This is a genomic window from Aromatoleum evansii, from assembly GCF_012910805.1.
Lineage (GTDB): Bacteria > Pseudomonadota > Gammaproteobacteria > Burkholderiales > Rhodocyclaceae > Aromatoleum > Aromatoleum evansii.
The window spans coordinates 15,494-40,070 of the sequence record NZ_WTVK01000009.1; the positions used below are offsets into that span (position 1 = coordinate 15,494).

Below are 24,577 nucleotides of genomic sequence, written 5' to 3' on the forward strand. Positions count from 1 at the left end.
AGAACAACTATGGCAAGACATGAAGAGGCTGCCTCGCGCGGCCTGCTGATCCACGCCGCCCAGGTCCTCGGGGCGGTGCTCACCTTCGAACATCCGGCCGACGTCGTCCTCTCGCGTCACTTCCGCGAGAATCGGGAGATCGGCCATCGCGACCGCGGCTTCATCGCCGAGGCCGTCTACGGCATCGTGCGTCGCCTGCGCTGGCTGCGCCGCCTCGTCGGCGAGGACGCGCGCCCGCGCACCCTCTTGCTGGCGTGGCTCGCGCGTGGCGAGGGCTGGCCGATGCGCAACTTCGAAGGCCTCGCGTCGGCAACCGAGCGCGACTGGATCTCGGGGATCAAGGCGAAGGAACTCGACGACGGCTCGCTCGCCGAGCGCGCAGACATGCCCGACTGGCTCGCCGAACGCCTGCTCGCGACGCACGACGAGGCTGCGCTGCTAGAACTCGCGCACAGCCTGAACCGGCCCGCGCCGCTCGACCTGCGCGTGAATGTGTTGAAGAGCGATCGCGACAAGGTGCTCGCCGCCTTCAAGGAGAACGGCATCCAGGCCGGCCCCTGCCCATACTCGCCGCAGGGCATCCGGCTGGCCGGCAAACCGGCGCTGCAGAAGCACCCGTTGTTCCTCGACGGCTCCTTCGAAGTGCAGGACGAAGGCAGCCAGCTGCTCGGCTTCCTCGTGCAGCCCAAGCGCGGCGAACTGGTCGTCGACTTCTGCGCCGGAGCCGGCGGCAAGACGCTGCAGCTCGGTGCGCTGATGCGCTCGACCGGCCGCCTGTACGCCTTCGACGTGTCGGAGAAGCGCCTCGCCAAGCTCAAGCCGCGCTTTGCCCGCGCCGGCCTGTCGAACGTGCACCCGGTGCTGATCGCGCACGAGCGTGACGCCAAGGTGAAACGTCTCGCCGGCAAGGCCGACCGCGTGCTGGTCGACGCCCCGTGCAGCGGTCTTGGCACCCTGCGCCGCAACCCCGATCTCAAGTGGCGCCAGACGCCCGAGTCGGTCGCCGAGATGGTCGCCAAGCAGGGCGCGATCCTTGAGTCCGCCGCGCGCCTCGTGAAGCCGGGCGGGCGGCTCGTGTATGCGACCTGCAGCCTGCTCGCCGAGGAGAACGACGGCATCGTCGACGCCTTCCTCGCCGCGCATCCGGCGTTCCGCCAGGTCAGTGCGGCGGACGTGCTCGCCAAGCAGGGCATCGCGCTCGACACCGGCGAGCGCCTGCGCCTGACGCCGCGCGCACATGACACCGACGGCTTCTTCGCCGCCGTGCTGGAGCGTGTGGATGCAGTGGAGTGATGCACGGGGGCGGCTGCTCGCAGGCGTCGCCCTCGCGTTATTCGCCGTGGCGGCGCAAGTCGCCACGGCCAGCCAGCGTCTGCCCGCGCGCGGTTCGGTCGAGGTCGCGTTCTCCCCGGCCGATCGACCCGAGGCGCTGCTCATCGACGTCATCGACGACGCGCGCAAGACGCTGCATGTGCAGGCCTACGCCTTCACCAGCAAGCCGATCGCCCACGCGCTGATCGGTGCGCACCGTCGTGGCGTACGCGTCGAAGTCCTCGCGGACGCTAAGATGAACAAGCGCGGCAAGGGCAACGTGCTGCCCGATCTGCTCGCCGCCGGCATCCCGGTCTCGCTCGAGACGCGCTTCGCCGCGGCGCATAACAAGGTCATGATCGCCGACGCCGAAGGCCCCGCCTGCGCGCTCGTCACCGGCTCGTTCAACTTCACCAAGTCCGCCGTCAAGCGCAACGCCGAGAACCTCCTGGTGCTGCGCGACAACTGCACGCTGACACAGATCTACCTCGACAACTGGCGCCGCCACCGCGCGGACGCCACCCGCGTTACGCGACTGCCCTGGAAACCCGGAACGTGACAGAAGAGATTCGTTTCGCCGCCATGCTCACGGATACCTGGAGCGACCTGCAGAGTCCCTCCGTCCTGTGGCAGCTCGGCTCCCTGGCCGGCTGCCTCGCGCTTGCCTGGCTGATCGAGCGCGCCATGCTCGAGCGCGTCGCGCGTCGCGGCGACCCCGCTACCGCCGCCCAGCGTTTCGGCCGCAGCGGCCTGCGCCGCGTGCTGTTCCCGCTCTCCGCGCTGATCTTCGTGTTCGCCGCGCGCGCCGTGCTCGCCAAATACCAGAGCGTGCACCTGCTCAATCTCGCGGTGCCGCTGCTCACCTCTTTTGCCGCGATCCGCTTCGTCGTCTTCACCGTGCGGCAGGGCATCGGCCGCTCGAGCTGGCTGGGCAACTTCGAGCGCGTCTTCGCGTCCCTCGCGTGGGCCGTGGTCGCGTTGCATATCCTCGGCTGGCTGCCGGAAGTGATCGATGCAATCGAGAGCGTGTCCTTCAAGGTCGGCAGCCAGAAGCTCTCGTTGTGGACGCTGCTGCAGGGCGCCGGCATGGTGATGTTCACGCTGCTGATCGCGTTGTGGGCGGCAGGGGCGCTGGAGCGCCGGCTGAGTGCCGCCGCGGGAATCGACGACAGCATGCGCCTCGTCCTGATGCGGGTCGCCAAGGCGCTCCTGATCGTCATCGCCGTGCTGGTCGCGCTGCCGATGGTCGGTATCGACCTGACGACGCTGTCCGTCTTCGGCGGCGCGTTGGGCGTGGGTCTCGGCTTCGGTCTGCAGAAGATCGCCGCGAACTACGTTTCAGGCTTCATCATCCTGCTCGATCGTTCGCTGCGCATCGGCAACCTCATCTCGGTCGGCACCGAGCGCGGCGTCGTCACGCAGATCAACACCCGCTACACCGTGCTGCGCGCGGCGAGCGGCATCGAATCGCTGGTGCCGAACGAAACCTTGATCGGGTCGGTCGTGCAGAACGAAACTTACAGCGACACGCGCATTGTTGTGCCAATCAACATCCAGGTGAGTTATGCGGCCGATCTGGAGCGCGCTATGCGGATCCTCGTCGAGGCGGCCAGGACGCAGGAACGCGTGATCGCGGACCCCGAGCCGAAGGCCTTCGTCGTGGCTTTCGGCGAGAACGGCATCGACCTGCGCCTCGCGGTGTGGATCGCCGATCCGCAGGAAGGCACGCTGGGCGTGATCTCGCACATCAACATGGAAGTGTGGAAGCGCTTCCGCGCCGAGGGCATCGAGATTCCCTACCCGCAGCGCGAAGTGCGTGTCGTGCACGGCGAAGCCGAGCTGGCGCAGGCGGTCGCTGCCGCTGCGGCCGATTGACCCGCCGGCGTCAGAGGCCGGCGTCGCCCCGCACGGCGTCGGCCCAGCAGTTCGGCGTTTCGTACAGGCGCACGCGCTCGAGACGCAGGTGGTTGCCGTAGCTGTCGTGGTAGCGCGGATCGAGGATGCGGAACGCTTCGCGCGCCAGGTTCTCTGCGGTCGGCACGCAGTCGAGCACCACCGTCTTGTGGCCCGGCATCGAGCCAAGGAACTGCATGACCTGCGTATCGCCGCGGAACACCAGGAAGGCGTGGTCCCACACGTCCACGACATGCGCCTTGGCGATCGTCTTCACTTCGCCGAAATCCATCACCATGCCATTCACGGGCTGACCGGCTGCCTCGATGATCCCGCCGGACAGCGTGATCTCGATCGCGTAACGGTGTCCGTGCAGGTGGCGGCACTGGCTGGCATGGTCCGGAATCCGGTGGCCTGCGTCGAATTCCAGGCGGCGGGTGATGCGCATGATTGACCTCGGGAGTGCAGGGCGCGGATTATAGCACCCGTCCCGATCGGCCCCTTTCGGGCCTCCATCTTCCCCCTTTTCGACCGCGATTCGCGGCACCTTCGGCAATGGCCTCCAGCGACCGGCAACTCACGATCCGCAACCACGACCGCGACCTCGCGGGCCTCACCTATGTCTATCCGGTGCTGTCGCGCCGTGCCGGCGGGGTGTCGGTCGGCATCAACCTCAATCCCAACAATGCGTGCAACTGGCATTGTGTCTACTGCCAGGTGCCCGATCTCGTGCGCGGCAGCGCGCCTCCCATCGACCTCGGCCAACTCGAGGCCGAACTGTCGGGTTTCCTCGATGCGCTCGTCAACGGCGATTACCTCGAGCGTCATGTCCCGGAGGGGCTGCGCCAGGTCCGCGACATCGCGTTCTCAGGCAACGGCGAGCCGACCAGCGCCGCCGAGTTCGCCGACGCGATCGGGATCGCCGTACGGCTGCGGGCGCAATTCGGATTCGGCAGCGAAGTGCCGCTGCGCCTCATCACCAACGGCAGCCTGATGGGACAGGCGACGGTGCGCGAAGGCGTGCGGCGCCTGGGCGAAGCGGGCGGGGAAGTGTGGTTCAAGCTCGATTCGGGAACGCGCGCCGGCATGCGCCGCATCAACGGCGTCGGCCCCGATCCCGAAGCGGTCGCGCGCCGCCTGCTGGCGAGCGCCGAGCGCTGCACGACCTGGGTGCAGACCTGCATGTTCCGTTGGGATGGACAGGCGCCGTCGGAGGCGGACATCGCCGAGTATCTGGCGGTGCTGGAAAAAACCGGCGTCGAGCGATTGGCCGGGGTGCTGCTTTACGGCATCGCGCGCCCCTCGATGCAGCCCGAGGCGCCGCGCCTGTCTCCGCTCACCGAGGCCGAACTCGAGGCGATCGCCGAGCGCATAAGAAAAACGGGGCTGACGGTTCGCGTCAGCCCCTGATGACCATCTGCTACTCCGCCCGGGTTAGCGCGACGTGCGCTCCTTGCGCTTCGCGCGGGCTTCCTTCTTCAGCGTCTTGAACAGGTCCGGGTTCGAAGCCTTCAGGAACTCGGCCACTTCGACGTCTTCCTTCTTGACCTTGTTGATATCGATCTGCTCGATGTGAACGAGGCGCAGCAGGGCCTGCACGGGACGCGGAATGTTGCGGCCGCTCTCGTAGCGCGATCCCCCACTTTGGGTAACGCCGATCTTCGACCAGAACTGCGACTGGTTCAGACCGAGTTTGCGGCGAATCTCGCGAACATCAATGGTTTCAGTGCTTTTCATCTCTTGGGCCTCTGTTGTGAAGTCGGTTGTGCTATGAGGTTTAGCTGCGCCCGGAGGCGATCATACGACTTAAGTCATATGGTACCCAAAGTATAGATTACTATTCCGGACAAATACAACGGGAAAATCAAAAGTCCTAGGGTTAACCGCAATCCATAAGTGCCCAAGTTGGGTTTGAGGGAGCGGGTCACGTCGCTCAGCAAAGTCCACTCGCTTTCGCTAGAATTGCGTGTTTTATCCACGGCTATTTGGATACGACGATGGCACTGATAGTTCAGAAGTACGGCGGCACCTCCGTTGGCAATCCGGAACGCATCAAGAACGTCGCCCGCAAGGTCGCGAAGTTCCAGGCGGCCGGCCATCAGGTGGTGGTGGTGGTGTCCGCGATGAGCGGCGAAACCAACCGCCTGATCGCGCTCGCGAAGGACGTGGCGAGCAATCCCGATCCGCGCGAACTGGACGTGGTCGTATCGACCGGCGAACAGGTCACCATCGGCCTGCTGTGCATGGCGCTTCAGGACATCGGCGTCAAGGCGAAGAGCTACACCGGCGGCCAGGTGCGCATCCTCACCGACAGCGCGCATACGAAGGCGCGCATCCTCAACATCGACGAGGCGCCGATCAAGAAGGACCTCGACGAAGGCAATATCGTCGTCGTCGCCGGCTTCCAGGGGGTGGACGAGCACGGCGCCATTACCACCCTCGGCCGCGGCGGCTCCGATACCACCGGCGTTGCGCTGGCTGCCGCGCTGAAGGCCGACGAGTGCCAGATCTATACCGATGTCGACGGTGTCTACACCACCGACCCGCGCGTCGTGCCCGAAGCGCGCAAGCTCGACAAGATCACCTTCGAGGAGATGCTCGAGCTCGCCAGCCTCGGCTCCAAGGTGCTGCAGATTCGCTCGGTGGAATTCGCGGGCAAGTACAAGGTCAAGTTGCGCGTCCTCTCCAGCTTCCAGGAGGAAGGCGAGGGCACGCTCATCACTGTTGAGGAAGAGCAGAACATGGAACAACCCGTCATCTCCGGTATCGCCTTCAACCGCGACGAAGCCAAGCTCACGGTGCTCGGCGTGCCCGACAAGCCGGGTATCGCGTACCAGATCCTCGGTCCGGTCGCCGATGCCAACATCGAAGTCGACATGATCATCCAGAACGTGAGCAAGGACGGCACGACCGACTTCTCGTTCACCGTCGCCCGCGGCGAACTGGACAAGGCCGTGAAGGTTCTCGAGGCCGTCAAGGAGCATATCGGCGCCCGCTCCATCGTCACCGACCGGACCATGGCCAAGGTTTCCATCGTTGGCGTCGGCATGCGTTCGCACGCCGGAGTTGCCTCGCAGATGTTCCGCACGCTCGCAGAAGAGGGCATCAACATCCAGATGATCTCGACGTCCGAAATCAAGATCTCGGTCGCGATCGAGGAGAAGTACCTCGAGCTCGCCGTGCGCGTGCTGCACAAGGCCTTCGGCCTCGACGTCGCTGCATAATTAAGTTTGACCGGCAGGCCCGGAGTCGCTATGATGTCGGGCTCAAAGGTTGGAGAGTTGGCCGAGAGGTCGAAGGCACTCCCCTGCTAAGGGAGCATACGGGCTAAAACTCGTATCGAGGGTTCGAATCCCTCACTCTCCGCCAGCCATACAGAAAAAGCCGCCGATTCCTGGCGGCTTTTTTCTTTTGTGTGCGGGGCGGGGATACCAGCCGAAACACACCGGACTCGGGGCGTGTTGAATAATCCCGGATCATTGCGTCGGCGGGAAGGGCTGCGCGGCTGAGGGCGCGTGCTATCGGAAACGGACTGGGTGGAAATGAGCGTGAAAAATGTGCTGTTCCTGGTGGCGTGCGCCGCGATGCTCGGCGGATGTGCGGTGTTTGCCGTTGCCGATGCGGCTGTCACGGTGGTGGCGACAACGGTCAAGGTGGGCGCCAAGGTCGTGGGCGCCGGTGTCGATGCCGTGATTCCGGATGACGATGATGAGGACGCGAAGAAGGAGTAGTCGCGTCCGGTGCGAGGTGGGCGGGTGTTGGCGGTCTCGCCGTATCCATCCTCGAGGATGAAAAAACGGGCCCCGCGGGGCCCGTTCCATTTGCTGCTGGCTGAATCGCGCAATCAGCCCTGCTTGGCGGCGCTCTTGTAGTTGAGCTTTTCCTTGATACGAGCGGACTTGCCCGAGCGCTCGCGCAGGTAGTAGAGCTTGGCACGACGCACGTCACCGCGGCGCTTGACTTCGATGCTGTCGACCAGCGGGGAGTAGGTCTGGAACGTACGCTCCACGCCTTCGCCCGACGAAATCTTGCGCACGATGAAGTTGGAGTTCAGGCCACGGTTGCGCTTGGCGATCACCACGCCTTCATAGGCCTGCAGACGCTCGCGCGAGCCTTCCTTGACCTTCACCTGCACCACCACGGTGTCGCCGGGGGCGAACTCGGGGATGGTCTTGTTCAGGCGGGCGATTTCTTCCTGTTCGAGCTGCTGAATCAGGTTCATTGTGCGACTCCTGTCGATTCAATGGCACTTGGCCTTGCGGCAGAGCAGGACGTGCCTGATGCGCGCGGTTTGTATTCGGGCTTCAGGCTTGGCCTTCTGCCCCTGCTTGCTCCTGCCTGAGTTCCTCAAGCAGTGACAATTCTTCCTTGCTCAGTCTGCGCCCTTCCAGCAGGTCCGGGCGTCGGCGCGAGGTCGTGCCCAGCGCCTGCTTCAGTCGCCAGCGACGGATCGCTGCGTGGTTGCCGGAGAGCAGCACCGCCGGCACCGGCTCGCCTTCGTAGATCTCGGGCCGCGTGTAGTGCGGGCAATCCAGCAGCCCGTTCACGAACGAGTCCTCGATCGCCGATACGGCGTCGTTCAGCGCGCCCGGCAACTGGCGCACGATCGCGTCGAGCAGCACCATTGCCGGTAATTCGCCGCCCGACAGCACGAAGTCGCCGAGCGAAATTTCCTCGTCGACGCAGCGGTCTATGAGTCGCTGATCGACGCCTTCATAACGTCCGCACAGCAGGGTCAGTGCGGGCAGTTCCTTCAGTTCCAGCACCTTCGCGTGGTCCAGCGGCCGGCCTTGCGGCGACAGGTAGATCACGCGTCCAGCGGCGCCGTGCAGCGCCTGTTGCGCCGCTTTAGCGCGACCGATCGCCTTTTCCAGCGGCTCGGCCATCATCACCATTCCGGGGCCGCCGCCGTAAGGGCGGTCATCCACGGTGCGGTGCGGATCGTCCACGAAATCCCGCGGGCTGTGGAAGGCGATGTCATAGAGACCGCGATCCAGTGCGCGCCGCGTGATGCCGCTGGCGGTCAGCGCCGCGAACATCTCGGGAAACAGGGTGATCACGTCGAAGCGCCTTGCGGCGGCTGGTGTGCTCACCCCGTCTTCACCAATCCTTTTGCCAGTCGACCCGGATCGTCCGGCTCGACAGGTCTACCTTCAGCACGTAGGCGGCGACGAAGGGGATCAGTCGTTCCTCTTCGCCGTCGCGGACCTGCAGCACATCGTGGGCACCCGTGGACATCAGGGCTTCGACCGTGCCGAGCGATTCGCCCGACTGGTTGATGACCGCAAGGCCCACCAGGTCGCCCCAGTAGTACTCGTCTTCGTCGGTGCCGGGCATCGCCTCGCGTGGCGCGGCGATGTAGCGTCCCTGCAGCGCCTCCGCGCCATTGCGATCCGTCACGCCTTCGAACGAGGCGATGAGGCCTGCGCCATGCTCGCGGAAGCCGGCGAGTTTCAGCGGCTGCCATGCCTCATCGGGAGCTTCGGCCTTGTCGGCCAGCCACCATTGGGGCATTTCACGCCAGGCGAGCGGGTCGTCCCCGAAGGGGTGTACCTTGACCCAGCCCTTGACGCCAAAAGGGGCGACAATGCGCCCCAGTACCATCATGACTGCAAAGAATCCGGCAGGATCAGGCGGCGGCTTTCGCGGCCTGCTTGGCCAGGCGCTCGACCGTCGGCGACAGCTGGGCGCCGTTCTGCTTCCAGTAGGCCAGACGCTCGGCGTTGATCACGAGACCCTTTTCGGACTCGGCTGCCATCGGGTTGTAGAAGCCAACGCGCTCGATGAAGCGGCCATCGCGACGGTTGCGCGAGTCGGCGGCGACGATGTTGTAGAACGGGCGCTTCTTGGCGCCACCACGGGCAAGGCGAATGACGACCATTGGGGTGTCCTGATGAGTGGATGCGAAAAGCAGGCGATTGTAAGGCAAGCGAGCGAGGGAGACAAGTGCGGATAAGGATTTGTCCGGAGAAAGGGGAGGGCCGATCCCCGCGCAAGGTCCGCGGGCTGCGGGGCTCCGCTCAAAAGCGTGATTCTTGAATAGAATGGGAGGACGTCTCAAAGCGGAAGTTTTCCCCGATGCCTGCATCCGATCCGGTTCCCGAACAGTTGGCTCCCGTGCTGGAGTGGCTGGCGAGCGAGCCGGCCGACGATCCGCGCGCGGAGCTGAACGCCTTGCGGGGGCATCTTGGGGGGCTGCCGGAAGCCGCCGTCGGGCAGTGTATCGATGAGTTCGAGGCGAGGGTCCTGGACGTGTGCGGCCGCCTGAAGCCGCGTCTTCTCAATGCCGCATTGCCCCTTTCGCATGAACTGCACGCGGTCGCGGGGGAACTCGTCGAGGCTCTGCTCGAGGTCGCCGGAAAGCTCGGGGAGATGGCTGCCGCGACACGCGAGCGGTGGCGTCCTGCGCGCCGTGGTGATGCGTTGGCGATGACGGGGCGTGCCTTGAGCCTGGTGCATGAGGCCTTCGTCGTCGCCGCGATGGGCGGCGGAGTTACGCCACCCGGTCTGTGGCTCGCGGCGTATGGCATCGTCGCAGCGGGAGGCGGCTTCGGCGCGCTGGTGTCGGCGAGGCCAGAGACGGCCGCCGCCGATGCCCTGCATGCATTGAAGCGTCTGCTCGCGCTGGCGGTGCTGCAGCCCGAAAGCCTGACGGCGCGCGAGCTGGTGTGGGCGAACGATTATCTCGAAGGGGTTGCGGACGAGGGGGCGTTGTCGACGGAATCCCTGCAGCCTGCGGCGTCGTCCTTCTGGATCGATCCGGGCGAGGATCTCCCGCCGATTGCGACGATCCGCAGTGCGGCGCCGGCGGCCGAGGGGCTGGTGTATTTCTCCGCTTTCGCGGTGTCGCGTGCGCTTTCGGGGCAGCTCGACTGGCTCAAGGAGCGCATGGCGGAGGCCGAGACCGTGGGCCTGGAACTCGACGGCGAGTTGCTCGAACCGGATGCATCCGGGTTGCCGGTGGGGCTGACGCCGGTGGAGATGGTTTCGCTGCTACAGCGCATGCGGGATCGTTGGGCGCTGCCGCCGAATCGTGGCCAGTCGCGCCGGGCATACCGGTATTCGGTGCAGGTGTGTGTGGGCCTGCGCGCGGTCTGGGAGGCTGCACGCTCGGATGGGGCGACGGAACGCATCTCCGAGTGGATGGTGTACAACGAGAGCCCCGGCGGCTATGCGCTGATGTCCGTCGAGGGCGTGACGGGCAGCCTGAGCGCCGGGATGGCCGTCGCGCTGCGGCGGGATGCGGGGCATCCCTGGGCGGTGTGCATCGTGCGCTGGATCCGCAGCGACAGCCCCGGGCAGGTGGAACTGGGCCTGCAGGTGGTGGCGCAGACTTGCACGCCGGTGACGATCGGCTTCCGCGGCGCCGAGGTGAGTTCCACGACGCACGCCCTCATCCTGCCGCCGCTGCCCGCGCTGCGCCGCAATCAGGCGATCCTCGCACCGGCGGGAACGTATGCGTCGCGGCGCTTCGTGCTGGTGCACGAGGGTGAGCGTCTCTATGTGGCACAGGCCCGTGTGCTCAGCCTCGACATGCAGACGGCGAACGTCGAGCTGTTCCAGTACGAGGTCGATCCTTACCCGATCTAGTGGTCTGCTTCGCAAATGCCGTGACACGAAAGCGCGTCTTGCGACCCGTGGCGGCGTTGCTCATCCTCGCAATAGCTACTGCTATTGCTCCGGTTCGCGCCTTGCCACAGCTCGCAATCCATCGCTTTCGTCCAGTCCCTTGATTTACGAAGCCGACCACTAGGTGTTCTGCTGCGTGGCCAGCGCCGCGATCGAAATGTCTGCGGCGCGGAGCGCGTTGTCGATGCGTTCGGCCGTGTCGCGCGACAGGTCGTTGCGGCCTGCCTTGCGCCAGCCCGTCGGCGACAGCGCTAGGCGGCAGATGACATCGGCGAACCCGATGCTGGCGGCGTCGCGGGTGAGCAGCCAGTTGCCGTCCTCGGTGCGCGCGACCCAGCCGGCTTCGCACAGGTCGCCGAGCAGGCTTTCCCCTTCGTCGCCGTTGAGACGGGCTGCCTGGGTCAGCGGCTCGAAGGCGACGGTGCGGCCTTCGGCCTGCGCGCGCGCGAGCATCGTCAATACTGTGGTTGCGGCCCATGCGCGGTCGCCGGCGAAGGGCGCGAGGACGCGCGTGCGCTCGAAAAATCCGGGCAGCGATGCGCTCAGGATCGCTCCGAGCAGGATCACGACCCACGACAGGTAGAGCCACAGGAGGAAGATCGGCACGGTCGCGAAGGTGCCGTAGATCAGGGTGTAGGTCGGGATGCGCGTGAGGAAGAGGGCGAAGAGCTGCTGCATCAGCAGGAAGGCGAGCGCCGCGGTGGTGCCGCCGGCAAGCGCATGGCTCGGGCGTACCTTGTGGTTGGGCACGGCGAAATACAGGAAGGTGAACACGACGCACAGCAGCGCCGCCGACACCAGCGTCGAGAAGGCTTCGACGACCCACGATCCCTTCCCGGCCAGCGCGACGGAGCTGGCGACCAGGTGGCCGGTGGCGAGCGCGCTGGCGCCGAGGGCGACCGGGCCCAGCGTGAGCGTCGACCAATGCACGGTCAGGCGCGTGAGCAGCGGACGCGGGCGGCGTACGCCCCAGATCTGGTTGAACACGCGGTCTATCGTCATCAGCAGCATCAGCGCGGTGACGACCAGCGCGGCGGTGCCGATCAGCGTGAGCTTGGCGGCTTTCTGCGAGAACTGGAAGGCGTAGGTGGCGATGATCTTGCCGGCACGGTCCGGCAGGAGGTTTTCCAACAGGAATATCTTGAGCGAGGCGCCGAGCTCGGAAAAGGCCGGGAAGTTGCTGAAGAGCGCGATTACGACGGTGACCAGGGGCACGAGGGCGAGCAGCGTCGTGAAGGCGAGGCTGCCGGCAACCTGGGGGCAGCGGGTGGCGACGAAGCGCTGCGCGACGAGGCGCAGGAAATCGCGTGCGGGATGCAGGGGCATGACGGACATGCGGTGAATGGATGGGATGATGCCGGGCCGGTGCCGGAGGGGCGGCTATAATGCCGCAATTCGATCCAGACCGTTCAGATGAAAGAGATTCTCGTACTGTATTACAGCCATCGCGGCTCGGTGAGGGCGCTTGCCGAACAGGTCGCGCTGGGAATCCATCAGGTGCCGGGCGCGGCGGCGCGGGTGCGTACCGTGCCGAAGGTGTCGACGGTGTGCGAGGCGGTCGAGGACGAGATTCCTGCGTCGGGGCCACCCTACGTCGAGGTGCGCGACCTCGAGGAATGCATCGGGCTGGCGATCGGCAGTCCGACGCGCTTCGGCAACATGGCGGCGCCGATGAAGTACTTTCTCGACGGGCTCGCGGGGCCGTGGGTGAATGGCACGCTGGCCGGCAAGCCGGCGTCGGTGTTCACGTCGACGGCGAGCCAGCACGGGGGGCAGGAGACGACGCTGCTGTCGATGATGCTGCCGCTGTTGCACCACGGCATGCTCGTCATGGGCCTGCCCTACACGGAGGCGGCCCTCAATCGCACGCGCACCGGCGGCACGCCGTATGGGGCGAGCCACGTTGCGGGGGCGGACGGCAATCCCGCGTTGAGCGCCGATGAGATCGAGCTCGCGATCGCACAGGGGCGTCGGCTCGCCGAAACTGCACTGACGCTGGCCGCGGGGCGGGCATGAACGCGCGCACCCTGAACCTCGCGGCGACGGTGCTGCTCGTCGCACTGATCGCGCTGTGCGTGCTGTGGGAGGCGTGGCTTGCGCCGCTGCGGCCGGGCGGCTCGTGGATGATCCTGAAGGCGCTGCCGCTGATGGCGGCCTTCCCGGGCGTGCTGAAGGGGCGGCGCTACACGTGCCAGTGGCTGTCGATGCTGGTGCTGCTGTACTTGGTCGAAGGCGTGGTGCGGGCGACGGACGCGGGGCTCGCCGGGATGCTCGCGGTCGCCGAAGCGGTGCTGGCGGCGCTGCTCTTTGCCTGCGCGGTATGGTACGCGCGGGTGTCCGCACCCTCGCGGCAGGGGGGCGCGTCGGCCTGAGCCGGCGGGATGCGGCTGCGGTGCATGGGCGCGGGGCGCTTGCCCGTGCCCATGCATCGGGTCAGAGCTGCGGGTTCAGTTTCTCGAACTTGCCGTGCAGCTTGTTGAGCGCGTTGAGGTAGGCCTTCGCCGACGCGACGATGATGTCGGTATCGGCGCCCTGGCCGTTCACGACCTTGCCGTCCTGCGACAGGCGCACGGTCACTTCGCCCTGTGCGTCGGTGCCGGTGGTGATCGCGTTCACCGAGTACAGCAGCAGTTCGGTGCCGCTCTTGGCGACTGCTTCGATGGCCTTGAAGGCGGCATCCACGGGGCCGGACCCTTGGGCGCTGGTGCGCGTCTCCTTGCCGCCGACGGCGATCGTGAGCTCGGCTTGGGGCGTCTCGCCGGTCTCCGAGTGGAAGCGTGAGGCGAGCAGGCGGAAGTGCTCGTGTTCGGGCGTGACGCCTTCGTCGCTCATCAGTGCGTGGAGGTCCTCGTCGAAGATCTCGTGCTTCTTGTCGGCGAGTTCCTTGAAGCGCGCAAAGGCGTGGTTGAGCTGGTCCTCGGACGACACGACGATGCCGATCTCCTGCAGGCGGCTGCGGAAGGCGTTGCGGCCCGAGTGCTTGCCGAGGACGAGCTTGTTGGCGCCCCAGCCGACATCCTCGGCGCGCATGATCTCGTAGGTCTCGCGGTGCTTGAGCACGCCGTCCTGGTGGATGCCGGATTCGTGCGAGAAGGCGTTGGCGCCGACGATGGCCTTGTTGGGCTGCACCGGGAAGCCGGTGACGCCGGACACGAGTTTCGACGCGGGCACGATCTGCGTGGTATCGATGCGCGTGTCACAGGCGAAGACGTCCTGGCGGGTGCGCACGGCCATGACGATCTCCTCGAGCGCGGCGTTGCCGGCCCGTTCGCCCAGCCCGTTGATCGTGCACTCGACCTGGCGTGCGCCTGCCAAGACCGCGGCGAGCGAGTTGGCGACCGCGAGGCCGAGGTCGTTGTGGCAATGCACGGACCAGATCACCTTGTCGGAGTTGGGTACGCGCTCGATCAGGGTGCGGATGGTGTTCGCATACTGGCTGGGCACGTTGTAGCCCACCGTGTCGGGCACGTTGATCGTCTTCGCACCGGCGTCGATGACCGCGGTGAAGATGCGTACGAGGAAGTCGATCTCCGAGCGGCCGGCGTCCTCGGCCGAGAACTCGATGTCGTCGGTGTATTCCTTCGCCCAGCCGATCGCCTTCACCGCCTGCTCGACGACCTGGTCCGGCGTCATGCGCAGCTTCTTCTCCATGTGGATCGGGCTGGTCGCGATGAAGGTGTGGATGCGCCCGCGTGCGGCCGGGCGGATCGCCTCGCCCGAACGCCGGATGTCGTTCTCGTTGGCGCGGGCCAGCGCGCACACGGTCGATTCCTTGATCGTCTCGGCGATCGCGCGAACCGATTCGAAGTCGCCGTTCGACGCCGCGGGGAAGCCCGCCTCGATCACGTCGACGCGCATGCGCTCGAGCTGGCGGGCGATGCGCAGCTTCTCTTCCTGCGTCATCGAGGCACCGGGGCTTTGTTCGCCGTCGCGCAAGGTGGTATCGAAAATGATCAACTGGTCTTTCATCGTCGGCTCCTGCTGGGATGTTGGAATACCGGATATGACAAGCGGCCTGCGTCGGGACGCGGGCGAAAGTTTGACAACACGAGGGGATGGGGTCTGATTTAGCGCGCGGGGCGCAGCAGCGGGCCGGGCAGCAGCAGGTCCGCCGGGAGAAGGCGTCGCGACAGGAGGAGGTGGCCGCTGACGGAGTTCATGCGTACGACTATAAACCGCGGATTTGGCCGAAGGCAAGGACGGCACGCTAAACCTCAGAAAGTCTGCACGGGGCTTGATGCGCGGCAATGTGGGAGCGGCTTCAGCCGCGAAGCGGTGGTGTCGCAAAGTGATCCGCTCATTCGCGGCTGAAGCCGCTCGCACAGGTTCGAACGAGCCCGGCGGCGTCCATGTTCAGATGCTGCCGTGGCGCGCGATAGGGGCGCGAAGTCGGCCTAATCGTCGTCGTGGTGTCGGTCCTGCGCGTCGGCGGTCGCGCTCGGCTGCGGCAGCCATGCCTCGGCCGCGCCGCTCTGGTAGGCCCACCAGAAGCCCAGTACGGCGACGAGGAGGGCCGTGCCGACGACGCGGTGCGCGTGGCGGATGCCTTGCGCCGGCGCGCCGGGCTTGTTTCCGGTGAACATCGCGCGGACGAGATTCTCGCGGTGCAGCAGGCTGCTGACGACGACGCCCGCTATATGTACCAGGACGATGGCGAGCATGGTGCTGGCCGCGCCTTCGTGCAGTTCCTCGAGCCACTCGCCGCCGATGTCCTGGTAGGTCGCAAAGCCGCTCAGGGCGATCAGCGCCCCCAGGCCCAGCATCGCGAAGATCGCGACCGCGCCGGCGGGGTTGTGGCCGAGGTAGTGCCGAGGCTTCATCGCGAGGAGCGATTTCAGGTAGGAAACGAGCTCGCGCGGCGGGAAGACGAAGCTCGCGAAACGCGCGTAGCGGGTGCCGACCAGTCCCCACAGGACGCGGAACACGGCGAGCCCGGCGAAAGTGTAGCCGAGCATGACATGCAGGTCGCGCAGGCGCTCCGAGTCGGACGTCAGCCAAGCGCCGGCGAAGCACAGCGCGAAGCTCCAGTGGAAGATGCGTGTCGGGAGGTCCCACACGCGCACGTTGGTGGCCGCTTCGGCGGCGCGGGACGCCCCGCCGGCGGCGCTGGGGGTGGTGATGCTGGTGTTCATGAGCGTGCTCCGTTCCTGGGGATGCGGATGTCGCGTTCGCTGTAGTCGCCCTCGGCCGCGTTGCGGTGGCAGGCGGCACAGTTGGCGGCGCTCTTGACGGCTTCGCTGCGGAAGATGCCCGGCGTGATGCCGTCGTGGCCGTCGCGGTGCTCCTTGCGGAACCAGGGGGTATCGCTGATGCGCAGCTGCGGGCGCCCGTCGCTGCCCGAGGTGTCGCGCCGCGCGGCGTTGGCGACGAGGAATTTCGTGATCACGGCCGAGGTCTCGGCATCGAGGCTGGCGTCGGAGCCGAAGTGCTTGTCGAGCCCGGCCATCATCGCGCGCCACGAGCCGGTGCCCAGCAGGGCGGGCGGGAAGGCGATGTGGCAGCTGCCGCATTCGCTGCGATATTCGGGGTGATTGATGTTCATGCGCTTGTTCTCGTCGTCGTCGGCGAGCGCGAGGCCGGCTGCGCCGGCGGCGACGACAAGGGCAAGGGCGCGCAGGGCGCGGGTGGGGAAGGTGGCGGTCATGTCATGGTGCTCCGTGTGGGTCAGCGGGGGGAATTCATCAGCCAGGCGACGACGTCGGCCTTCTCCGCGGGCGTGCAGACGCGACCGAGCACGTCCTTGCAGTTGCGCCCGAACCACTTCTCGACCGAGCGGGTGCTCGCGAGGCGCTCGGGATTGGCTGCCGGCGCCATCGGCTCGATCGCCTTGCCGGTGTTGGCGTGCTTGCCGCGTGCCGCGGGATTCTTCGTGTGGCAGGTGGAGCAGCTCCACTCGCCGCCGTGCGTGGTGGTGAAGAACTTTTCGCCGCGTTCGGCCGAAGCGCTGAAGCCGGGGGCGGATTGCCGCGCTTCGTTCTGGTAGCGGGCGAGGAAGTCGGCGGGGGTCTCCGCGGCGCGGGCGACTCCGCCTGCGAGCACTGCGGTGCCGGCGAGGAGGATCCACAGGGTGTGGCGTTTCATGTTTGCTCCTTCTGCTGATGGTGGAACAATGTCCTTGGAATCGGATCGCCGGAGTGTCCGCTCCGGTTTCGGAACGTACTTTGCGCGGCGCAGCCTGAACGCAAGGTGAAGGCGGCGTTCAGCCGCCGTTCAGTCCGGGGGCCGTACAAGGGATGCCGGAGGGCGGCGCGCACGGTGCACGCCGCAGGAAAGGGAGGAGTCGATGCGCACGCTGGTGACATCGGGTGTCGTGGGGATGGTGGTCGCGGCCTTGTCGATCTTGCCGGCTGCGGCCGGCGGGGACGACCACGATCACGACCGCGCGCGTGCGGCGCTGGAACGCGGGGAAGTGCTGCCGCTGCGCACGATCCTCGACAAGGTGGAGCGCGAACATCCGGGCAAGGTCGTCGACGTCGAGCTCGAACGCGAGCACGGGCGCTGGATCTACGAGATTCGCCTGCTGCGCGGCGGCGGCGCGCTCGTGCGGCTGGACGTCGATGCGCGCGACGGCACCGTGCTCGGCATTCGAGCGCGCGGCGACAAGGGAGGGAAGCGCTGATGCACATCCTGGTCGTGGAAGACGAGCCGACGCTCGCGGCGCAGCTGTCGCAGGCCTTGCGCGAGGCGGGCTACGCGGTCGATTGCGCCGGGAACGGGCGCGATGCGCATTTCGTCGGCGAGGTCGAATCGCTCGATGCGGTGGTGCTGGACCTCGGCCTGCCGCAGATGGACGGGCTGACGGTGCTGAAGAAGTGGCGTGCGGCGGGGCGGACGATGCCGGTGCTGATCCTGACTGCGCGCGACAACTGGCACGAGAAGGTGGCCGGCATCGATGCCGGCGCCGACGATTACCTGACCAAGCCCTTCCACATGGAAGAGCTGCTCGCCCGCGTGCGCGCGCTGATCCGGCGCAGCGCGGGGCACGCGAGCCCGGAGCTGCGTTGCGGGCCGGTGCTGCTCGACACGCGCGGCGGGCGGGTCACCGTCGACGGGCAGGCCGTGACGCTGACCAGTCACGAGCTGCGGGTGCTGAGCTATCTCATGCACCGCAAGGGTGAGGTGGTCTCGCGCGCCGAGCTGACCGAGCATATCTACGCACAGGACTTCGAGCGCGATTCGAACACCATCGAGGTCTTCGTCGGGCGTCTGCGCAAGAAGCTGCCGGCGGGCCTGATCGAGACCGTGCGCGGCCTGGGATACCGCCTCGCATGCCCGGAATGAGCGTGCGCGGCTCGCTGCGTGCGCGGCTGCTGGCCGGCAGCGTGGTATGGATCCTGGGGGCGTTGACGATCACCGGGTGCGTGCTCGGCGATCTCTTCCGCCGCCACGTCGAGGATCGCTTTCAGGCCGAACTGCGCATCCACCTCGACCAGCTCACCGCGAGCATCGAACTCGCCCCCGAGGCGGACCTGCGCCTGCGCACCGACCTGAGCGACCCGCGCCTGCGCAAGCCGCTGTCAGGCTTCTACTGGCAGGTGGACCGCGAGGGTACGGAGACGGCGCGCGGCGTGCTGCGCTCGCGCTCGCTGTGGGATGCGACGCTCGCCGTGCCGCCGGACGGTCCGCGCGATGGCGAGGTGCATGTGCATCGCATCGAAGGGCCCGATCGCGAACGCCTGGTGATGATGGAGCGCATAGTGCGGCCGGAGGAAGCCGCGGGCCAGCCGTTGCGGCTGATCGTCGCCGCCGACGAACGCGGTATGACGAACCCGGTGCGCGAATTCGTCGGGCTTCTCGTCACCGCGCTGGGTGTGCTCGCGGCCGGGGTGATCGCCGCGGTGCTGCTGCAGGTGTCGGTGGGGCTCGCTCCCCTGAAGCGCCTGCGCGAGCAACTCGCCGAGGTGCGCGACGGTCGCAGCCGGCGCCTGGAAGGGATCTTTCCGAACGAGGTCCGGCCGCTCGTCGACGAACTCAACGCGGTGCTGCAGCACGATGCCGAGGTCGTCGAGCGCGCCCGCACGCAGGCCGGCAATCTGGCGCACGCGATCAAGACGCCGCTCGCTGTGCTCGGCAATGCGGCGCTGCGCGAGGAAGGGCCCCTCGCGCGCCTCGTGGCCGAGCAGGTCGCGACGGCTCAGCGCCAGGTCGATTACCACCTCGCGCGTGCGCGAGCTGCGGCGGCGACGCAGGTTCCCGGCTTGCGCAGCGTGCTGCGGCCGGCCGTCGAGGGGCTCGTGCGCGTGATGCAGCGCGTGCATGCGGAACGGAATTTGCACATCGCGATCGAAGCGATTCCCGGCGATGCGGCCTTCCGTGGCGAGGAGCAGGACCTGCAGGAGATGCTCGGCAACCTCATCGACAATGCGTGCAAGTGGGCGCGCGCGTCGGTCGGCGTGAGTGCGACGGTGCGCGCCGGCGAGCTCGTCGTCACCGTCGACGACGACGGGCCCGGCCTGCCGCCGGAGGCGCGCGAGGCCGTATTCGCACGTGGCATGCGCGCCGACGAGGCGGTGCCCGGATCGGGGTTGGGCCTTGGCATCGTGCGCGACCTGGCCCAGCTCTACGGCGGGCGCATCGAGCTGGGCCAGGCGCCGGCCGGGGGGCTGCGCGCCACGCTGTTCCTGCCCGCTGCTTGAGATCGTCGGGTCGGCCCCAACTGAAACCCTATTGTTGTTGCGAGAAGAGAAACGATGACTCCCGAACAGAACCGCTCCCTGATCACCGTCTGCCTGATGGCGGCCTTCGCCGACGGCCACAACGACCCGCGCGAGCGCGAGCACGTGCGGCGTACCGCCGAGTCGCTGTCGGCCGGTGCCGGCCTTGACGTCATGTCGCTGTACCAGGACGTCCTGCTCAAGCGCGTGACACTCGAGCAGGCCGCTGCCGGACTGGATACGCCCGAGATGCGCCAGCTCGCCTTCGAGATGGCGGTCGGCGTATGCGATGCCGACGGCGTGCACAATGCCGGCGAGACGGCCTTCCTCGAGCGCCTCGGCGCCCTTCTGCAGCTCGGGCGCAGCGACGCGGACGCGATCGTGAACCAGGCCGACGCGCTCGCCGGAGCGCCGGTCGACAAGCCCTTGCCGGAGCTGGCTTCAGCCCCGATGCCGGCCGGGCCCGATCAGGCCGAGCTGGACAAGATGATCCTCAATGCCGCGATCCTCAACGGTGCGCTCGAACTGCTGCCCGAGTCGCTCGCGTCGATGGCGATCATTCCGCTGCAGACCCGTCTCGTGTATCGCGTCGGCAAGGCCCACGGCTTCGAGCTCGACCGCGGCCACATCACCGACTTCCTCGCGACCGTCGGCGTCGGCCTGACCTCGCAATATGTCGAGCAGTTCGGCCGCAAGCTCGTCGGCGGCCTGCTGGGCAAGGTGCTAGGCAAGGTCGGCCGCACGATAGGCAGCGAGGCGACCGGGTCGGCGTTCTCCTTCGCGACGACGTATGCGCTGGGGCACGTCGCGAAGCGCTACTACGCGGACGGCCGGCGTCTGGACGGGACCGCCCTGAAGTCCGCCTTCGGCCAGCTCTTCGACAACGCCAAGGGATTGCAGCAGCGCTACGCACCCGAAATCGCCGAGCGTGCCCGCACGCTGGACCTGAAGAAGCTCACCTCCGAGCTCACGCGCTGAACGGCAGCCGGGCCGCCGTCGCGGCCCGGCTCCGCATCAGGCGGAGCGCAGCTCCACCCGGAATTCGCAACCGCAGCCCTCGCGCGGGGCCAGGGTGATCCGCCACCCCTGCCGGTCGCAGATGCGCTGCACCAGCGACAGCCCGATGCCGATGCCGTCCCCGCGCGTACTGCCGCCGCGGGCGAACGGCCGGAACACCAATGCGCGCTCGGCCTCCGGAATCCCCGCGCCGGAATCCAGCACCGAAAAACCGCCATCGCGCAGCACCACGCGCACGAAGCCCTCATCGGTGTAGTGGATCGCGTTGCGTATGAGGTTCGTCATCACCGCGCGCAGCAGGGGGGCCGGATAGATGCCGTCGTCGACGCTTTCGCTGACGAGGTCCAGCGCGAGGCCGCGCTGCGCCGCCTCCGGTTGCCAGCGATGCAGCTGCTCGGTCGCCACCGCGGCGAGCGAGGTGCCCGCGAGCTTCGTGCCGCGCTCTTGCGGCGCACGCGCGAGGCCGAGGAAGGTCTCCACCAGTTCCTGCATCTCGGCGCAGGCGCGGCCGACGCGTTCGACCTGCGCGCGCTGTTGCGGCGTGAGGCCCTGCGCCTCGAGCAGTTCGCACGAGCTGGCGATCACCATCAGCGGCGTGCGCAGCTCGTGGCTCACGTCGCTGGTGAAGAGCTGCTCGCGTTCGAGCGCCTCGCGCAGGCTCCCGAGCGTCTCGTCGAAGGCGGAGGCCAGCTTTCCGACTTCGTCCTCGGCATACTCGGCGGCGAGTGGCGGTGCGAGCGGAAGCAGCTGGTCGCGGTGCTGTACCTGTCCCGACAGGCGCACCACCGGCGAGATCACGGTGCGCGCGAGCGCCCGCCCGAGCAGGGCTGCGGCGAGGATGGAGATCACGACGCCCGCCGCGACCGCGACGAACAGCATCGTCTCGCGCCGCTCGAAGTCCTCCTGGTCGAGTACGAGGACATAGCGTTTGCCGTCCCGGTCGCGCACCTGCACGTGATAGGCCTCGTCGTCGTTCTCGATTTCATGCAGACCTTCGTGCAGCGGCGCGAGCCACGCCGGCAGCGAGGCACTCGCTCCGACCGGTGCGACATAGAGGTCCAGACCGGGTCCCAGCGCCGGAAACCGTCCCTCGTCCGATTCCTCGATGATGAAGTCGAGCTGGCGGTTCATCGCATCGCTCACCAAACGGGTTTCCACCGTGTTGATGGCGTTGACGACGATCAGCGCGAAGAGGCCGGCCACGACGGCGGCCATCAGCACGAAGGCTGCGACGATGCGCGAAGCGAGGCTCTGGGGTGCCGCCATGTCAGCCCTTTCGCTGTGTTGCGGTGCGCAGGGTTTCGCCCGTGCGTACCATCAGGCTGCGGCAAGCCGGTAGCCGACGCCGTGCACGGTATGCAGCAGCGGGTTGCCGAAGGGCTTGTCGATCTGCTGTCGCAGCGTGTGGATGTGGCTGCGCAGGCTGTCGCTGTCCGGGGGCGAATCGCCCCACAGCGCGCTCTCGAGCGCCTCGCGCCGGACCACGCCGGGGCTCTTCTGCATCAGCAGTTCGAGGAGCTTGAGACCGATCGGCCCCACGTGCAGGGCCTGCCCCGCGCGCATGACCGCGAGCGTGTCGAGGTCGTACTCCAGGTCCGCGACGCTGAGCACGCGCCGGCCGCCGCCGCGGCTGCGCTTGAGGACGGCGGCAATGCGCGCCGCGAGCTCGGACAGGGCGAAGGGTTTGGTCAAATAATCGTCCGCGCCGGTGCGAAAGCCCTGCAGCCGGTCATCGAGCGTGTCGCGTGCGGTCAGCATGATCACGGGAACGTGGCTGCGCTCGCTGTCGCGCAGGCGCTGGCACAGCGTGAAGCCGTCCATGCCGGGCAGCATCACGTCGAGCACGATCAGGTCGTAGTGCTGCGTCGCGGCGAGATGCAGGCCGGTCAGTCCGTCCTGTGCGCAATCGACCTCGTAGCCCTTGAGCGCGAGGTAATCCGCGAGATTCGCAAGAATGTCGCGGTTGTCTTCCACCAGCAGTAGCCGCATGCGGATTCCAGTCTCCAGTCCGGGGGAGGGGGTGACGCCCCCGTCATTATCCGCGGTGTCGGCTGAATCGCGCCAGATTGGCCATGATCTCCACCATCGCCGACCGGATCGACGCGATCGCCCCGTCCGCGCTGGCGAGCGGGCGGTCGTCGCCGTCGGTCGCCTCGTTACGCACGGCCCCGATCGCGTTGATCGGGAAGGTCACCTTGTAGTCGTTGCCAATGTAGGCGAGGCGGTTCCAGTCCGCCACCACCGCGTAATCGCGGTGAAAATCCGGGGCGAGCAGGTCATGGCCCAGCGAGTAATCCTCGGCGGGATTCTGCACGCCGAGCAGCGGCATCAAGGTCGCGGGAAGGTCGAGGTGGCTGGTGATGCCGGTGACGACTTGCGGCGGTCGGCCGGGGACCCGGATGACGGCCGGCGTGCTCGTCTGGAAGCGGTTGAACTCCGCGCTGTGGCCCCAGCGGCTGCGTTCCATGAACTCCTCGCCGTGGTCACCGAGCACGATCACGATGGTGTTCTCGAGCAGGCCGCGCTTGCCGAGGTGATCGATCATGCGTCCGATCTGGCTGTCGACGTGATGCGCCGCGTTGATGTAGCGGTTCTTGATCTGCCCGATCTGCGCGCCGAAGTCCGCCGTCAGGTAGTTGAAGTCCTGCAGCACCGGGGTGGCGATCTCGGCCTCGGGCGGATAGTCGTAGTTCGCGTGCGTCGACTCGAAGAACATGTAGGTCATGAACGGGCGTGCCGGATCGCGCTTGTCGATGAAGTCGATCAGCGCATCGATGTTGCGCACGTCGCGCTGCCAGGCCGGTGCACCGCCTTCCAGCGGATGCAGGTCTTCCGTCCGCATGTTGGCGAACACCGTCTTGTCGAAGGCCGGGTAGGTGAAGCGCTGGCTGGTGTTCAGGCTGAACTGGTAGTTCTGCTGCTGCAGCACGTCCATCAGCACCGGCGCCCGGCGTGCGGCCAGCATCGGGAACCAGTAGTTGCCGTACAGGCCGTAGAACATCGAGAACACGCCCATCTGCGTCATGTTGCCGCCGCTGAAGTGCTTCTCCAGGCGCACGGCGTCGTTCGAGAATGCCCACAGGCGCGGCATGATCTTCGGGTCGAGCATGTCGAAGCGCAGCGACTCCGCGACCAGCCACACGATGTTCAGGGGTTTCTCCGGCGCGACCACGCGCAGCGGCTGCTGCGGATAGCTCAGGCTCTCGTCGCGCACCTGCATGCTGCGCGCGCCGGCCTGATCCACCTTGACGCCCAGGTTCTGCGCGAAGTTGCGGAAGGTCAGCGGCTGGTACAGGGGAAAGTGCTCGCTGGCGAACAGGATAGGCTGGTAGTTCGACATCTCGCTGTAGCCGTAGGCGATGCGCTCGCCGGTGGTCAGCACGAAGAACAGCGCGATCGCCCACGCCCCGCGCAGCCTCCACCCGCCCGCGCTCGCGTTGCGCCGCATCACCCACACCCAGGCTGCCGCCTGCAGCGCGCACAGCGCGAGGACGATCGCGCCGGCGGTGATCTCGGTGCTGCGGCTGGCGCCGAGCGAGGCGATGCCGCCCGGCGTGAACACCAGGTTCACGACGAAGCCGTTGATGTGGAAGCCGTACATTTCATGGATCACGCGGTCGGCGAAGAGCAGCACCTGCGTGAGCCCGGTCAGCGCGATCATCGTTGCGCCCAGGATCGAGGGTCCGCGTCGAAAGGACTTCCGGGTGCCCAGCAGCCGGCGCAGTCCATGCCCGATGGCGACACCTGGCAGCAGGTACATGAAGGCGTAGGACAGCGTCGCCGCGAGCGTCCAACCGGCCACCGCGGGAGTCGCATAGTCACTCGCCCCCTGCTGCGAGAACAGCTGCGCCAGCGCCACCAGCCAGGTGATCAGGAAGTAGGCGTTGAGCTTGCGGCTTGTGGGCAGGGCGAAGGGCTGGGCGGACATGCAGGACTCCGGATGCGGGCAGGCGTGGATGCTCGCAGTCCGGCCGTCAAGCGGCGCTCAAGACCTGGTGAAGAATTCGTGAAAGCCCGGGAATCGGGCGCCCGGCAGGAGGCGGTGGCCGGGAGAGGGCGGACGCGCGCGCGTC

General features: G+C 67.1%; 27 protein-coding genes and 1 tRNA gene. 14 read left to right on the forward strand and 14 right to left on the reverse strand.

The features are described 5' to 3' along the window. The first annotated feature begins 9 nt into the window (after positions 1 to 9). Genes GO615_RS06040 through GO615_RS06050 form a run of 3 tightly spaced genes read left to right on the forward strand, consistent with a single transcriptional unit; the run spans position 10 to position 3,186 of the window. Entirely contained in the window at positions 10 to 1,293 is a 1,284-nt protein-coding gene (locus tag GO615_RS06040) for an RsmB/NOP family class I SAM-dependent RNA methyltransferase (RefSeq protein ID WP_169126146.1), read from the forward strand. Next, positions 1,280 to 1,870 (forward strand): phospholipase D family nuclease, encoded by a 591-nt coding sequence (locus GO615_RS06045; RefSeq protein WP_169126147.1) that lies wholly within the window; start codon positions 1,280 to 1,282, stop codon positions 1,868 to 1,870. The genes GO615_RS06040 and GO615_RS06045 overlap by 14 nt, the downstream gene beginning before the upstream one ends. Next, positions 1,867 to 3,186, forward strand: coding sequence for a mechanosensitive ion channel family protein (locus GO615_RS06050; protein ID WP_339380147.1), 1,320 nt, complete (start codon positions 1,867 to 1,869; stop codon positions 3,184 to 3,186). Before GO615_RS06045 ends, GO615_RS06050 begins: the two co-directional genes overlap by 4 nt. Positions 3,187 to 3,196: 10 nt before the next feature. Here GO615_RS06050 and queD read toward each other — a convergent pair whose 3' ends face one another. Then, positions 3,197 to 3,652, reverse strand: coding sequence for a 6-carboxytetrahydropterin synthase QueD (queD, locus tag GO615_RS06055; protein ID WP_169126148.1), 456 nt, complete (start codon positions 3,650 to 3,652; stop codon positions 3,197 to 3,199). Positions 3,653 to 3,759: 107 nt separating this feature from the next. On the opposite strand from queD, the gene GO615_RS06060 reads away from it, so the two are divergent. Further along, positions 3,760 to 4,614: a radical SAM protein gene (locus GO615_RS06060; protein ID WP_169126149.1), complete on the forward strand. Its 855-nt coding sequence runs from the start codon at positions 3,760 to 3,762 to the stop codon at positions 4,612 to 4,614. A 24-nt stretch (positions 4,615 to 4,638) separates the two neighbouring features. On the opposite strand, the gene GO615_RS06065 is transcribed toward GO615_RS06060, so the two are convergent. Then, positions 4,639 to 4,941 (reverse strand): helix-turn-helix domain-containing protein, encoded by a 303-nt coding sequence (locus GO615_RS06065; RefSeq protein ID WP_169126150.1) that lies wholly within the window; start codon positions 4,939 to 4,941, stop codon positions 4,639 to 4,641. A gap of 260 nt (positions 4,942 to 5,201) precedes the next feature. Here GO615_RS06065 and GO615_RS06070 point away from each other — a divergent pair, with 260 nt between their 5' ends. The 3 genes from GO615_RS06070 to GO615_RS06080 all read left to right on the forward strand — a co-directional run bounded on the left by GO615_RS06070 (position 5,202) and on the right by GO615_RS06080 (position 6,935). Continuing rightward, complete coding sequence (locus GO615_RS06070) at positions 5,202 to 6,428, forward strand: aspartate kinase (protein ID WP_169126151.1); 1,227 nt, start codon at positions 5,202 to 5,204, stop codon at positions 6,426 to 6,428. Between the two features lie 51 nt (positions 6,429 to 6,479). Next, positions 6,480 to 6,573: transfer RNA gene (locus GO615_RS06075), tRNA-Ser, on the forward strand. A gap of 173 nt (positions 6,574 to 6,746) precedes the next feature. Continuing rightward, positions 6,747 to 6,935: an NF038104 family lipoprotein gene (locus GO615_RS06080; RefSeq protein ID WP_169126152.1), complete on the forward strand. Its 189-nt coding sequence runs from the start codon at positions 6,747 to 6,749 to the stop codon at positions 6,933 to 6,935. Between the two features lie 113 nt (positions 6,936 to 7,048). On the opposite strand, the gene rplS is transcribed toward GO615_RS06080, so the two are convergent. The 4 genes from rplS to rpsP form a co-directional block, all read right to left on the reverse strand. Beyond that, positions 7,049 to 7,426 carry a 50S ribosomal protein L19 gene (gene rplS, locus GO615_RS06085; protein ID WP_169126153.1) on the reverse strand — a complete coding sequence of 126 codons (378 nt, stop codon included), beginning with the start codon at positions 7,424 to 7,426 and terminating at the stop codon, positions 7,049 to 7,051. 82 nt (positions 7,427 to 7,508) lie between these two features. After that, the gene (gene trmD / locus GO615_RS06090; protein ID WP_169126154.1) at positions 7,509 to 8,297 is read right to left on the reverse strand and encodes a tRNA (guanosine(37)-N1)-methyltransferase TrmD; all 789 of its coding nucleotides are present in this window, start codon (positions 8,295 to 8,297) and stop codon (positions 7,509 to 7,511) included. Between the two features lie 7 nt (positions 8,298 to 8,304). Next, the gene (gene rimM / locus GO615_RS06095; protein WP_169126155.1) at positions 8,305 to 8,811 is read right to left on the reverse strand and encodes a ribosome maturation factor RimM; all 507 of its coding nucleotides are present in this window, start codon (positions 8,809 to 8,811) and stop codon (positions 8,305 to 8,307) included. Between the two features lie 22 nt (positions 8,812 to 8,833). Next, positions 8,834 to 9,085: a 30S ribosomal protein S16 gene (gene rpsP, locus GO615_RS06100; RefSeq protein ID WP_018988869.1), complete on the reverse strand. Its 252-nt coding sequence runs from the start codon at positions 9,083 to 9,085 to the stop codon at positions 8,834 to 8,836. Between the two features lie 197 nt (positions 9,086 to 9,282). Between rpsP and GO615_RS06105 the strand changes: the two genes are divergently transcribed. Next, a complete protein-coding gene (locus tag GO615_RS06105) occupies positions 9,283 to 10,794 on the forward strand; it encodes a cyclic-di-GMP receptor FimW-related protein (protein WP_169126156.1) in 1,512 nt (503 codons plus the stop codon). 159 nt (positions 10,795 to 10,953) lie between these two features. Here the strand turns inward: GO615_RS06105 and GO615_RS06110 are convergent, their stop codons facing one another. Beyond that, entirely contained in the window at positions 10,954 to 12,159 is a 1,206-nt protein-coding gene (locus GO615_RS06110) for a YihY family inner membrane protein (RefSeq protein WP_169126157.1), read from the reverse strand. Positions 12,160 to 12,246: 87 nt separating this feature from the next. Here GO615_RS06110 and wrbA point away from each other — a divergent pair, with 87 nt between their 5' ends. Both wrbA and GO615_RS06120 read left to right on the forward strand, forming a co-directional pair. Continuing rightward, positions 12,247 to 12,849, forward strand: coding sequence for an NAD(P)H:quinone oxidoreductase (wrbA, locus tag GO615_RS06115; protein WP_169126158.1), 603 nt, complete (start codon positions 12,247 to 12,249; stop codon positions 12,847 to 12,849). After that, positions 12,846 to 13,205, forward strand: coding sequence for a DUF2069 domain-containing protein (locus GO615_RS06120; protein ID WP_169126159.1), 360 nt, complete (start codon positions 12,846 to 12,848; stop codon positions 13,203 to 13,205). Before wrbA ends, GO615_RS06120 begins: the two co-directional genes overlap by 4 nt. 61 nt (positions 13,206 to 13,266) lie before the next feature. On the opposite strand, the gene GO615_RS06125 is transcribed toward GO615_RS06120, so the two are convergent. The 4 genes from GO615_RS06125 to GO615_RS06140 form a co-directional block, all read right to left on the reverse strand. Then, positions 13,267 to 14,802: a 2-isopropylmalate synthase gene (locus GO615_RS06125; RefSeq protein ID WP_169126160.1), complete on the reverse strand. Its 1,536-nt coding sequence runs from the start codon at positions 14,800 to 14,802 to the stop codon at positions 13,267 to 13,269. A gap of 425 nt (positions 14,803 to 15,227) precedes the next feature. After that, complete coding sequence (locus tag GO615_RS06130) at positions 15,228 to 15,965, reverse strand: cytochrome b/b6 domain-containing protein (RefSeq protein WP_169126161.1); 738 nt, start codon at positions 15,963 to 15,965, stop codon at positions 15,228 to 15,230. Next, positions 15,962 to 16,477 (reverse strand): diheme cytochrome c, encoded by a 516-nt coding sequence (locus tag GO615_RS06135; protein WP_169126162.1) that lies wholly within the window; start codon positions 16,475 to 16,477, stop codon positions 15,962 to 15,964. The genes GO615_RS06130 and GO615_RS06135 overlap by 4 nt, the downstream gene beginning before the upstream one ends. A gap of 20 nt (positions 16,478 to 16,497) precedes the next feature. After that, a complete protein-coding gene (locus GO615_RS06140) occupies positions 16,498 to 16,914 on the reverse strand; it encodes a DUF1924 domain-containing protein (RefSeq protein ID WP_169126163.1) in 417 nt (138 codons plus the stop codon). A gap of 202 nt (positions 16,915 to 17,116) precedes the next feature. Here GO615_RS06140 and GO615_RS06145 point away from each other — a divergent pair, with 202 nt between their 5' ends. Genes GO615_RS06145 through GO615_RS06160 form a run of 4 tightly spaced genes read left to right on the forward strand, consistent with a single transcriptional unit; the run spans position 17,117 to position 20,465 of the window. Beyond that, complete coding sequence (locus GO615_RS06145) at positions 17,117 to 17,452, forward strand: PepSY domain-containing protein (RefSeq protein WP_169126164.1); 336 nt, start codon at positions 17,117 to 17,119, stop codon at positions 17,450 to 17,452. After that, positions 17,452 to 18,114, forward strand: a complete 663-nt coding sequence (locus GO615_RS06150) for a response regulator transcription factor (protein ID WP_169126165.1) — start codon at positions 17,452 to 17,454, stop codon at positions 18,112 to 18,114. Before GO615_RS06145 ends, GO615_RS06150 begins: the two co-directional genes overlap by 1 nt. After that, positions 18,102 to 19,469: an ATP-binding protein gene (locus tag GO615_RS06155; protein WP_246262172.1), complete on the forward strand. Its 1,368-nt coding sequence runs from the start codon at positions 18,102 to 18,104 to the stop codon at positions 19,467 to 19,469. The genes GO615_RS06150 and GO615_RS06155 overlap by 13 nt, the downstream gene beginning before the upstream one ends. Before the next feature lie 54 nt (positions 19,470 to 19,523). Then, on the forward strand, positions 19,524 to 20,465 hold the full coding sequence (locus GO615_RS06160; RefSeq protein WP_169126166.1) for a YcjF family protein: 942 nt from the start codon (positions 19,524 to 19,526) through the stop codon (positions 20,463 to 20,465). A 36-nt stretch (positions 20,466 to 20,501) separates the two neighbouring features. Here the strand turns inward: GO615_RS06160 and GO615_RS06165 are convergent, their stop codons facing one another. Genes GO615_RS06165 through GO615_RS06175 form a run of 3 tightly spaced genes read right to left on the reverse strand, consistent with a single transcriptional unit; the run spans position 20,502 to position 24,432 of the window. After that, positions 20,502 to 21,770 (reverse strand): sensor histidine kinase, encoded by a 1,269-nt coding sequence (locus GO615_RS06165; protein ID WP_169126167.1) that lies wholly within the window; start codon positions 21,768 to 21,770, stop codon positions 20,502 to 20,504. Between the two features lie 51 nt (positions 21,771 to 21,821). Then, positions 21,822 to 22,493, reverse strand: a complete 672-nt coding sequence (locus GO615_RS06170) for a response regulator transcription factor (protein WP_169126168.1) — start codon at positions 22,491 to 22,493, stop codon at positions 21,822 to 21,824. A 46-nt stretch (positions 22,494 to 22,539) separates the two neighbouring features. Then, complete coding sequence (locus tag GO615_RS06175; protein ID WP_169126169.1) at positions 22,540 to 24,432, reverse strand: sulfatase-like hydrolase/transferase; 1,893 nt, start codon at positions 24,430 to 24,432, stop codon at positions 22,540 to 22,542. Between the last annotated feature and the right edge of the window lie 145 nt (positions 24,433 to 24,577).